Source organism: Actinomadura sp. NPDC049753 (assembly GCF_040674655.1).
Taxonomy (GTDB): domain Bacteria; phylum Actinomycetota; class Actinomycetes; order Streptosporangiales; family Streptosporangiaceae; genus Spirillospora; species Spirillospora verrucosospora.
Genome location: NZ_JBFARL010000250.1, coordinates 1 through 10536, shown reverse-complemented (window position 1 = coordinate 10536; position 10536 = coordinate 1). Strand labels below are relative to the sequence as shown.

Below are 10536 nucleotides of genomic sequence, written 5' to 3'. Positions count from 1 at the left end.
GGCTCCGAGGTCGAGCCGCTCGTCGAGGACGCGGTGCGCGAGGCCGGCCGCCGGAACCGCCAGGACACCCGCCGCGACGGCCGCGGTTCCCGGCCGGCGAACCTCCGTCACCGTGCGTGTCTTGATCATCACAGTGCGCCATATACCCAGCCGGACGCTCCGGACGACCCCGGCATGCCCCAGGGAAGGGCAACATAAGTTTCGCGGCCCATTACTTCGGCGGCGTCACCCCTCGTCCCACCCCTGACGTCGCGAACGGGACGGCCCCCGGGTGGAGGCCGTCCCGTCCGGTACGGGTCACCGCAGGGCGCACGTCCCCGAGTCGGACTTCGACGGGGCGCTCTCCGAGGTCCCCGTCAGGCTGAGCCGCGCGTGGCGGGAGGCGCCCGGCCCGGCCTTCGCCCAGACCTCGACCTTGGCGCGGCCGCCCGCCGGGGCGGTGGCCAGCTCGTTCGGCAGCCACGTGGTCCAGCCGTCACCGGACACGGACGCCTTGAGGCGGAACACGTCGGAGCCGTGGCGGCCGTCGCCGCCCCGGCCCGTGTTGGTGAGCGTCATCGTGCACTTCGTCCAGCCCGCGCCGGTCGGCCGGGCGGGGCCGGAGTCGACCCGCACGCCGCGCCGCTGCGGCCCGGCGCCGTCCAGCGAGCTGACCGCGACCGTGTAGGACAGCACGCCCCTGCGGTCCCGCCTGAGGTTCAGGACGTAGAAGTGCAGCCGGTTCGCCTGGTCCACGTACTCGTACTCGCTGCCGGAGTTCGCACCCGCGTGGTAGAGCGCGTCGGACAGCTGCCGGTAGTCGCCGATCGTCATCTTCTTCGGGGTGCCGTCGGGCAGGACGAAGTCGACCTTGTCGATGTCCTGCGGGTTGGCGTCCTCGACCCAGATGAACGGGGCGCGGTCCTGGTCCTTCGTCTTGGCCAGCAGGACGCCGGAGTCGGGTGTGAAGGAGTCCGTGCCCATCCGGTCGACGACTTCGAGGGTGTAGTTGTCGTAGCCGCCGCCGTCGCACAGCGGGTCGGTGCCGGTGTCGCACTTCGGGCTCTTGTCGCCGCCCTCGCCGAGCTTGACGTTGATGCCGGTCAGGCCGCCCTTGCCCGGCTCGACCGACCGGGCCGTCACGTTGGCCACGACCATGCCGGACGCGGCGAGCCCGTCCCGGCTGAGCTGGAGCACGTCGTCGGCGTCCACCATGCCGAGCTTCAGCTTGTTGCGGAGCATGTGCTGCGCGCCCATGGACCCGCCGCCCGTCGCCGGGATCGTCCACCGGCTGTGCGGGCCGCCGGGCCCGTTGAACGTCCCGCGGCTGAGCATGTCCCACGGGCCGCTGTAGGCGCGGCGCGGCGGGTCGCCGTAGGGGTTGTTGTAGTTGTCGCCGATGCCGAGGATGTGGCTGAACTCGTGGGCGTACACGGACATGCCGGAGCTCTCGGCCTGCGTCGAGGAGACGCCCGGGATGGCGTTCGGCCAGATCGTCGAGCCGGCCTGCCAGGACGTCCAGGGGACGTACCGGGTCTTCACCCAGTTCGTCAGGGCCGGGTCGCCGGGCCCCCACTCGTTCGGCACCTGCTCCTTCGTGCCGAACTTCATCTCGCCGAACTCCTGCCAGGTGGACGACTCGTCCTGCCCGGCGCTGAGGAAGAAGACGAAGTCGAACTTGTTCGCCGCCTCCTCACCGATGTCGGCGACCCACGCGGCCCGCGCGTCCTTGCGCAGGTCGCGGCCGCAGGTGTCGCCGGCCGGGCATCCCGTCCCGCCCTGCATGCCGTCCACGCCGTACTCGTGGTCCTTGGCGGGCATCTGGTAGGCGCCGAACCCGGTCAGGTCGACCCCGAACCGGCCGCCGGAGTCCTCCATCCAGTACTCGTGGAGGGTGTGGCCGTGGTTCAGGTCCTGCGGCTTGTTGAGGAAGTCCTGGTAGAACTTCGCCACCTGAGCGCGCGGCACGTCGCCGACCTTGACCGGGTTCCCGAAGACCGACGAGTTCACCGGCCGCGTGACCTCGAACGGCTGGTTCGGGTAGTCGGCGAGGACGATCGCGACGTTGAAGTTCTTCACCGACCCCTTGCGGGCCGGGTCCGACCACGAGGCGCCCGGGATCGCGGTGTAGTCGTCCCAGGTCATCGTGTCGGGAAGCTCGTAGTTCTGGGGGTCGATCGGGCGCGGGGCGCCCGCCGCGAACGCGCGGGCGGACGGCTGCGCCCGCTGCCACGGCTGCGTCTGCGGCCAGTGCCGCATCTGCCAGGGGTTCGCGGTCGGTTTCGGGACCGGGGGTCCCGGCTGCGCGGCGGCCGGCACGGCCGCGAGTCCCACGACCAGTCCCATCACCGCCGCGGGCACCAGCAGAATCTTCTTGGCGCGCATGTCTCCCCTACCTCAGCTGGGTTGCGGGGAGACGGTAAGGACGGGCGGCTCCGCCCGGCTACGGCCGACATATACGATCTTGCGCCGACCACCCTGGCATTTCGCGCCATGAGGCCAGGTCAGAGCGGGAGTTCGCGCTCCGCGACGACGATGCCGTCCTCGTCGCTGTAGAGCCAGTCGCCCGGCCGGAACTCCACCCCGCCGAACGCCACCGGGACGCCGGTCTCGCCCGCGCCGTCCTTGGCGCTCTTGCGCGGGTTGGAGCCGAGGGCCTTCACGCCGAGGTCCAGGCCGCGCAGCGCCGCCACGTCCCGGACCGCGCCGTTGATCACGACCCCGGCCCAGCCGCCCGCCACCGCCGAGGCGGCGATCATGTCGCCCATCAGCGCGGACGCCAGCGACCCGGCGCCGTCCACGACCAGCACCCGGCCCTCCCCCGGGGTGCCCAGCAGCCGCTTCACCAGGCCGTTGTCGCGGTGGCAGCGCACGGTGGCGACCGGGCCGGCGAACGCCGTCCGCGCTCCGTACTGCCGGAACTGCGTCTCGCAGCTGCGCAGCTCGTCCCCGAAGTCGTCGATGAGGTCAGCGGTCGCGAAGTCCATGGCGGCAGCCTACTGGTCGGTAATACCTCAGCCGGAGGGCGCGTCGGTCGGGCGGCCGATGAGCCGGGACAGCACGATCGCCGTCTTGGTCGCGGTGATGTTGTCCTCGCGGCGCAGCCTTTCGAGGGCCTGCTCCAGATGCTGGATGTCGCGGGCCCGCACGTGCACGAGCGCGCTGGCGTCCCCGCTGATCGTGTACGCCGCGACGACCTCGGGGTGGCCGCGGACGCTGGAGTAGATCTCCTCGGGGGACGTCGCCCCGGTGCAGAAGATCTCGATGAACGCCTCGGTCGTCCAGCCGAGCGCGGCCGGGTCGACCACGGCCGCGAAGCCGTTGATCACACCGTCCGCGCGGAGCCGGTCCACGCGCCGCTTCACCGCGGGGGCCGACAGGCCCACCTTGTCGCCGATCTGCGCGTACGAGGCGCGCCCGTCCTCCAGCAGCCGCGCAACGATCCGCCGGTCGAGCTCGTCAAGACGCAACAAATAACACCCCCCGAGTCGGCTTTCGTCATTGGTCGGCAGTCAATTCCGAACATACGCTGGGTACGGACCGGCGGCCACCTGATCCGCCGGGCCCCCTCCCCCCTCGGCACCGGGTCCGCGCCCGGTGTCCCCGCCATGCCCCGGCACGACCGGCCGGGCCGAGCCGCGAAGGAGCGTCGTGACGCCGACCGACCAGCTGCGAGCGATGTCCGAGGACCACAGCGCGCACAACTACCACCCCCTCCCCATCGTGGTCTCCGAGGCGGACGGCGTCTGGCTGACCGACGCGGAGGGCCGCCGCTACCTGGACATGCTGGCCGCCTACTCCGCGGTCAACTTCGGGCACCGCAACCCGCGGCTGACCGAGGCCGCGCGGCGGCAGCTCGACCGCGTCACGCTGGTGAGCCGCGCCTTCGACCACGACCAGTTCGGCCCGTTCGTCACCGAGCTGGCCGAGCTGTGCGGCAAGGACATGGTGCTGCCGATGAACAGCGGCGCCGAAGCCGTCGAGACCGCGCTGAAGACGGCCCGCAAGTGGGGCTACGAGGTCAAGGGCGTCCCCGCCGGCGAGGCGAACATCATCGCGTTCGAGGGCAACTTCCACGGCCGCACGACCACCATCATCAGCTTCTCCACCGACCCCGACGCCCACGACTCCTACGGCCCCTACACGCCGGGCTTCCGGACCGTCCCGTACGGGGACGTCGAGGCGCTCCGGGCCGCGATGGACGACAACACGGTCGGCGTGCTGGTCGAGCCGATCCAGGGCGAGGCGGGCGTGAACGTCCCGCCGAGCGGGTTCCTGCGCGCCGTGCGCGAGCTGTGCACGGCGGGCGGCGCGCTGATGATCGCCGACGAGATCCAGTCGGGCCTCGGCCGCACGGGCGCCACGTTCGCCGTCGAGCACGAGGGCGTCGTGCCCGACGTCTACATCCTCGGCAAGGCCCTCGGCGGCGGCATCATGCCGGTGTCCGCGGTCGTCGCCGACCGGGACGTCCTCGGCGTGTTCAAGCCGGGCCAGCACGGCTCGACGTTCGGCGGCAACCCGCTGGCCTGCGCCATCGGGCGCGAGGTCATCGCGATCCTGAAGACCGGCGAGTACCAGGAGCGCTCCCGGACGCTCGGCGCGCACATGCACGACCGGCTCGGGCGGCTGCCCGGCGACCTCGTCCGCGAGGTGCGCGGGCGCGGCCTGTGGGCGGGCGTGGAGCTGCACGGCAGGGCCCGTCCGGTCAGCGAGCGGCTGATGGAGCTCGGCGTGCTCGCCAAGGAGACCCACGAGACCACGCTGCGCCTCGCACCGCCGCTGGTCATCGAGCGCGACGAGCTCGACTGGGCGCTCGACCAGCTGGAGATCGCCCTCAAGGGCTGAGGCCCGGCCCGGGCGAAGGACCTGGAACGCCGCCGGTCAACGGCGCCCGGCGGCGTTCCGCGCCACCCGTTCCCGCCCCGCGTTTCCGTCATCGCAAACCCCGGTCTCCGCCAAGGGTCGGCCAGCGCCCGCCCGGCGCGGCCGCCTCCGCCGCGTCCCGGCGCGAGGGTGAGGGGATGCTGCGGAACAGGAGTCGGCGCCGGGTGATCATCGGGTGCGCGGGGCTGGCGACGGGCCTCGTGCTGCTGCTCGCGGGCGGCCTGTACCTCCTGCAACGCTTCTACGACGGCGAGGTCAGGCGGGTCTCGGGCGCGCTGCCGACCGCCGGCGGGCGCCCGGCCTCCAGCGGGCGCGGCGAGAACTGGCTGCTGATCGGGTCCGACCGGCGCGCCGACATTCCCTCGATGGGCGCCCGCGCCGACACGATCATGCTGGTGCACCTGTCCGGGCCCGGCGACCGGGTGTCGGTGATCGCCATCCCCCGGGACGGCTGGGTGCCCGTCCCCGGGCACGGCTTCACCAAGATCAACGCGGCGTTCGCCTACGGCGGGCCGTCCCTGCTGATCCGGACGGTGGAGCAGCTCACCCGCGTCCGCGTCGACCACTACGCCGCGCTCGACTTCGGCGGGTTCGTGAAGATGACCGACGCCCTCGGCGGCGTGGACGTCACCGTCGCCAAGACGACCCACGACCCCATGCACGACCGGACCTGGCAGGCCGGACGCCACCACCTGGACGGCACCGAGGCGCTCGACTTCGTCCGGCAGCGCTGGAACCTGCCGGGCGGCGACCTCGACCGGATCAAGCGCCAGCAGGCGTTCCTGCACGCGCTCGCCGCCAAGGCGCTGGACACCCGCAACCCCATAAAGATCGACCGGTTCGTGCGGGCCGCGACGCGCTCGGCGGCCGTGGACGACTCGGTCACGTCCGGCACGCTGCGCGGGCTTGCGCACCGGCTGCTGCGGACGTCGCTGATGGAGTACCTGACGGCCCCGGTCGACCGGTCGGCGGAGCGCGGCGGGCAGAGTGTCGTACTGCTCGACGACGATGGGGTCGGAGAGCTGTTCACCGCCGTCCGGGAGGACCGTGTCGGCGACTACGTCGCCCGCAACGGCGCCGCCAACACCGTGGACTCCGTGCGCTGACCTGCCCGAATATGCCCGTTTTTCTGAGAAGATGACGGGAGCGGTCTGAGTGGATTAGTCTATGTGGACTAATCGAGTTCGACCATAAGGGCCGCAGCCATGTCCAGACCCCTCACGCCACTGGCGCTGACCGTGCTGCGCATGCTGTGCGACGGGCCCATGCACCCGTACGAGATGCAGCAGCGCATCCGCGACCACGCCTACGACCAGGCCGTCAAGATCACGCACGGGTCGCTCTACCACTCGGTGGAGCGGCTCGCCGCGGGCGGGCTGATCGAGCCGCTGGAGACGAGCCGGGAGGGCCGCCGGCCCGAACGCACCGTCTACGCGGTGACCAGCGCCGGCCGCGACGCGGCGCAGTTCCGGCTCGCCGAACTGCTCGTCCGCCCCGCGGAGGAGTTCCCGCTGTTCGGCACCGCGCTGGCGTTCATCAACCTGCTCCCGGAAGGCGAGGTCGCCCGGCTCCTGCGCAACCGGAGCGTCTCCCTGGAGGCGGCGCTCGCGGCGCACCAGACCGCGCACGACTCGCTCCGCAAGCAGGGCATCGAGCGCTACAAGCTGATCGACCAGGAATGGCTGATCGCGCGCCTGCGGTCGGAGCTGGACTTCGTGCGGGGGCTCGTCGCGGACCTGGAGTCCGGCCGGCTCACCTTCGACGACACCGAGCCGCGGGCGATCTGCCACCCGCGGCCCCGACCACGACGGACCGACGACGAGATGGGGGCCTGATGAAGAGATGGAGCGGAAATCCCTGGGCGATCCTGCTGACGCTCTCCCTCGGATTCTTCATGACGCTGCTCGACCTGACGATCGTGAACATCGCGATCCCGAGCATGATCGACAAGCTTGACGCCTCGCTGGACGAGGTGCTGTGGGTCGGCAACGCCTACATCCTGGTGCTGGCGGTGCTGCTCATCACCGCCGGCCGCCTCGGCGACCTGTGGGGCAAGAAGAACCTGTTCATCGCCGGAGTCGCGCTGTTCACGCTGTCCAGCCTGGTGTGCGGGATCTCCCAGGACCCGGCGCAGCTCATCGCGGCCCGCGCCGTGCAGGGCCTCGGCGCCGCGCTGCTGATGCCGCAGACCATGTCCATCATCATCAGCGTGTTCCCCCCGGAGCGGCGCGGCGCCGCGCTCGGCGTCTGGGGCGCGGTGGCGGGCGTGTCCACCATCGCCGGACCCACGGTCGGCGGGCTGCTGGTCACCAGCCTCGACTGGCGGTGGATCTTCTTCGTTAACCTGCCGATCGGCGTCCTCGTGCTGGCCATGGCCGTGCCGATCCTGCCCGGCCACACCCCCACCGTCCGGCACCGCTTCGACGTCGCGGGCGTGCTGCTGGCGTCCGCCGCGCTGTTCTGCCTCACGTTCGCGCTGACCGAGGGCCAGAAGTACGAGTGGAACGAGGGCATCTGGGGGCTGGTCGCCGCCGGGCTCGCGCTGTTCGTGATCTTCGTGGTCTACCAGCGGGGACGCCAGGACCGCGAGCCGCTCGTGCCGTTCTCGCTGTTCAGGGACCGCAACTTCACGATCCTCAACCTCGTCGGCGCGGCCGTCTCGGTCGGCATGATCGGTCTGTTCCTGCCGATGACGATCTACCTGCAGTCGGTGCTCGGCTTCAGCGCCCTCAAGGCGGGCCTCGTCATGGCGCCGTCGTCGGTGGTGTCGATGCTCCTCGCCCCGGTCGCGGGCCGGATGTCCGACCGCATCGGCGGCAAGTTCATCCTGATGGCCGGCCTGACCCTGTACGCCGTCGGCATGGCGTGGATGGTGATCATCGCGCAGGTCGGCACGGACTGGACCGCGTTCATCGCCCCGCTCGTGGTGTCCGGGTTCGGCATCGGCGGCGTGTTCGCGCCGATGGCCACCGAGGCGACCCGGAACGTCCCACCGCGCCTCGCGGGCGCCGCGTCCGGCGTCAACAACACCATCCGGCAGGTGGGGTCGGTGCTCGGCAGCGCGGCGGTCGGCGCCGTCCTGCAGAACCAGCTGGCGTCGTCGCTGCGCGACGAGGCGGCGACCCGGTCGGGGGCCCTCCCGCCCGACGTGCGCGGCGGCTTCGTGCAGAGTTTCGCGGACGCCGCCAAGGGCGGCCTGGAGGTCGGCGCGGGGCAGAGCGGGGCCCGGCAGCAACTGCCGCCCGGCGTCGCACCGAGCGTCGCGCACCGCGTCCAGGAGCTGGCCGGCCAGGTGTTCTCGCACGGTTTCGTCCACGCGATGAAGCCGACGATGTGGCTGCCCATCGGCGTCGTCCTGCTCAGCGCCGCCGCGTGCCTCACCCTCAAGGGACACAAGGCCGGCACGCCCGTCCACAAGGACGCCGAGCCCGCCCCCGTGGCGAGCTGAGAACCCGCTATCCCCGAGAACGGCCCGCCTTGCCGAGCATCCATTCGCCCGGCGGGCGGGCCGGCGGAACCAGCATGATGCCGACCACGGCGGCGACCATGCCGCCGATGACGAACAGGTACCCGGGCAGCGTCGCCGAGACGACGAGATCGCCCTCGGGGCGGCGCATCTGCAGGACGAACACCACGACGCCCCAGACCAGCGCCGGGACGAACGCGCCGAGCCGCCCGCCCATCGCCTTCCCCGACGCCCACGTCATCACGAAGACCAGCGCGACCAGGACGAGCGCCGTGAGCGGGACGGGGCCGACGGACCAGTCCTGCGCGAACGAGCCGACGACCCCGAACACGCCGCCGAGGACGCCGAGCGCGGCGTAGGCGGCGCCGGACACGAACGCGTCGCCGGGGCCCTCCCCGTCCGCCGGTTCCACGGCGGACGCGCCGCCGCCCTCCGCGGCCGCGCCCGCGTCGGCGGGCTCGGCCTGGGCGGCATCGGCCTGGGCGGCATCGGCCTCGGCGGCCTCGACCTTGGCGTCCTGCGCGCCGGCGTCCGCGGGGGGGCCGTCCTTGGCGAGCCGCACCCTGGCCCGGTCGTCCTTGTCCACGGACGCCAGCGTACCGGGGCCCGTCAGTCCCCCGCGCTCGCCAGACCGGCGAACAGGTCCCGCTCGCGGCGGCCAGGACCGACCGGGCCGAGCTCGCCCGCCTGGAGGATGAAGTACTCGGTGCCGAACGCCTGCTGCCCCAGGTTGTTCGACAGCGCGAAGAACGGCCCGACCTGCTCGGGCGCGACCGTGACCTGGGTGTGGTGGGCGCGCAGCGCGGCCAGCTTGGCGGGCAGGTGGGCGCGGGCGTCCACGACCGTGGTGACCTCCCCGTCCGGGACGCCGGAACCGAGCTCCTCCAGCCCCGCGACGCGGGCGAACGGCAGCCGGGCCTCGCGCATCACCGCGATCGCGCGGGCGAGGACCGTGCGCGGGGCGGCGTAGGCGTAGACCTTGGCCGCCCGCCACGGCTCGGCGCCGTCCTCGTGGGAGGGGTCGGCGGCGAGCTCGAACGCCCGCCACGTGACGCGGTGCGCCTGGATGTGGTCGGGGTGGCCGTAGTTGCCGCGCTCGTCATAGGTGACGATCACCTGCGGGCGGACCTCCCGGATGACGGTCACGAGGTCGCGTGCGGCGGTCGTGACGTCCGCCTGCCAGAAGCATCGCGGGTCGTCGTTCGTGGGGGCGCCCATCATGCCGGAGTCGCGCCAGCGACCGGGACCGCCGAGGAAGCGGTGGTCGCGGACGCCGAGCGCCTCGCAGGCCGCGGCGAGCTCGCCGATCCGGTACTCGCCGAGGGCGTCCTCCTTGTCGGAGGCCAGGTGGCGCAGATCCTCGGGGATGACCTCGCCCTCCTCGCCGAGCGTGCAGGTGACGAGGCAGACGTGGGCGCCCTCGGCGGCGTATTTGGCCATGCTGGCCCCGGTCCCGATGGACTCGTCGTCCGGATGGGCGTGGACGAACAGGATCCGCGGCTCCTTCATAGTCCACGAGCCTACTCAGGGCCCGGCATCGCGGCGATGACCGCCCTGCCCCGCGTATCCCGGAGGGCCTCTTCCGGCCTCTCGTCAGCCGCCGCCGGTGCCGGTGCCGCCGGCGCCCGTTCCGGTGCCGCCGTCGCCCCCGCCGGTGCCGCCGCCGGTGCCGCCGCCCGTGCCGGTGCCGCCCGTGCCGCCCGTGCCGCCTCCGGGATCGGTGGGCGTGCTCGGCGGCGTGTCGGTGGTCGGCGTGTCGGTCGGCGCCTCGGTGGTCGGCTGCTCCTGCGTCGGCTGGGACGTCTGGGGCGGCGGCGTGTTACGGCGCGTCCGGGTGCGGGTCGGCGTCGGGTCCTCGGGCTCCTCGGTCGTCGGGGTGTCCGAGACCGGCCCGGAGTCGGTGACCGTCGGGGTGGGCGGCGAGTCGGAGGAGTCGCCGCCGCTCCGGGCCGCCATGAACAGGCCGACGACCAGCGCCAGCACGGCGATCGCGGCGACGGCACCGAAGATCGGCGCCTTGGACTTGCGCTCGGGCTCCCAGTCGTCGTACCGGGCGCGCCCGGCCCCCGTCGGGGGGCCGGCGGGCGGGAGGGTGCCGGTGTAGTCGCGGGGCGGGTGTGCAGCTTGCCCGTCGTGGTCGCGGACGCGGCCTTCAGGTCGGTGTCCAGCGTCTGGTAGTCGTACGAGGACAGCTTCTGGGCCGCGCG

At 72.6% G+C, this 10536-nt stretch carries 9 protein-coding genes and 1 pseudogene; 4 read left to right on the top strand and 6 right to left on the bottom strand.

Annotated features, from left to right (window positions below; all coding sequences use genetic code 11):
• Positions 1-297: 297 nt before the first annotated feature.
• The 3 genes from AB0K37_RS36930 to AB0K37_RS36920 all read right to left on the bottom strand — a co-directional run bounded on the left by AB0K37_RS36930 (position 298) and on the right by AB0K37_RS36920 (position 3449).
• Positions 298-2364: a M6 family metalloprotease domain-containing protein gene (locus tag AB0K37_RS36930; protein ID WP_363989393.1), complete on the bottom strand. Its 2067-nt coding sequence runs from the start codon at positions 2362-2364 to the stop codon at positions 298-300.
• 119 nt (positions 2365-2483) lie between these two features.
• Positions 2484-2966 (bottom strand): ribonuclease E activity regulator RraA, encoded by a 483-nt coding sequence (gene rraA / locus AB0K37_RS36925; RefSeq protein WP_345177218.1) that lies wholly within the window; start codon positions 2964-2966, stop codon positions 2484-2486.
• A 27-nt stretch (positions 2967-2993) separates the two neighbouring features.
• A complete protein-coding gene (locus tag AB0K37_RS36920; protein WP_345177216.1) occupies positions 2994-3449 on the bottom strand; it encodes an Lrp/AsnC family transcriptional regulator in 456 nt (151 codons plus the stop codon).
• Positions 3450-3657: 208 nt separating this feature from the next.
• Between AB0K37_RS36920 and rocD the strand changes: the two genes are divergently transcribed.
• The 4 genes from rocD to AB0K37_RS36900 all read left to right on the top strand — a co-directional run bounded on the left by rocD (position 3658) and on the right by AB0K37_RS36900 (position 8311).
• Positions 3658-4824, top strand: a complete 1167-nt coding sequence (gene rocD, locus AB0K37_RS36915) for an ornithine--oxo-acid transaminase (RefSeq protein ID WP_363989396.1) — start codon at positions 3658-3660, stop codon at positions 4822-4824.
• 203 nt (positions 4825-5027) lie between these two features.
• Positions 5028-5969, top strand: coding sequence for an LCP family protein (locus AB0K37_RS36910; RefSeq protein ID WP_363989389.1), 942 nt, complete (start codon positions 5028-5030; stop codon positions 5967-5969).
• A 99-nt stretch (positions 5970-6068) separates the two neighbouring features.
• Positions 6069-6698, top strand: coding sequence for a PadR family transcriptional regulator (locus AB0K37_RS36905; RefSeq protein ID WP_363989386.1), 630 nt, complete (start codon positions 6069-6071; stop codon positions 6696-6698).
• The gene (locus AB0K37_RS36900) at positions 6698-8311 is read left to right on the top strand and encodes a DHA2 family efflux MFS transporter permease subunit (RefSeq protein WP_363989384.1); all 1614 of its coding nucleotides are present in this window, start codon (positions 6698-6700) and stop codon (positions 8309-8311) included. The genes AB0K37_RS36905 and AB0K37_RS36900 overlap by 1 nt, the downstream gene beginning before the upstream one ends.
• Before the next feature lie 7 nt (positions 8312-8318).
• Here AB0K37_RS36900 and AB0K37_RS36895 read toward each other — a convergent pair whose 3' ends face one another.
• The 3 genes and pseudogenes from AB0K37_RS36895 to AB0K37_RS36885 form a co-directional block, all read right to left on the bottom strand.
• Positions 8319-8915 carry a DUF6113 family protein gene (locus AB0K37_RS36895; RefSeq protein ID WP_363989381.1) on the bottom strand — a complete coding sequence of 199 codons (597 nt, stop codon included), beginning with the start codon at positions 8913-8915 and terminating at the stop codon, positions 8319-8321.
• Between the two features lie 23 nt (positions 8916-8938).
• Positions 8939-9838, bottom strand: a complete 900-nt coding sequence (gene mshB, locus AB0K37_RS36890; protein ID WP_345177203.1) for an N-acetyl-1-D-myo-inositol-2-amino-2-deoxy-alpha-D-glucopyranoside deacetylase — start codon at positions 9836-9838, stop codon at positions 8939-8941.
• Positions 9839-9922: 84 nt separating this feature from the next.
• Positions 9923-10536, bottom strand: a pseudogene (locus tag AB0K37_RS36885) (hypothetical protein); the annotation flags it as partial.

Coding starts and splice junctions, on each gene's coding strand:
- AB0K37_RS36930 (WP_363989393.1), bottom strand. CDS start 2,364: ATGCGCGCCAAGAAGATTCTGCTGGTGCCCGCGGCGGTGATGGGACTG.
- rraA (WP_345177218.1), bottom strand. CDS start 2,966: ATGGACTTCGCGACCGCTGACCTCATCGACGACTTCGGGGACGAGCTG.
- rocD (WP_363989396.1), top strand. CDS start 3,658: ATGTCCGAGGACCACAGCGCGCACAACTACCACCCCCTCCCCATCGTG.
- AB0K37_RS36905 (WP_363989386.1), top strand. CDS start 6,069: ATGTCCAGACCCCTCACGCCACTGGCGCTGACCGTGCTGCGCATGCTG.
- AB0K37_RS36900 (WP_363989384.1), top strand. CDS start 6,698: ATGAAGAGATGGAGCGGAAATCCCTGGGCGATCCTGCTGACGCTCTCC.
- mshB (WP_345177203.1), bottom strand. CDS start 9,838: ATGAAGGAGCCGCGGATCCTGTTCGTCCACGCCCATCCGGACGACGAG.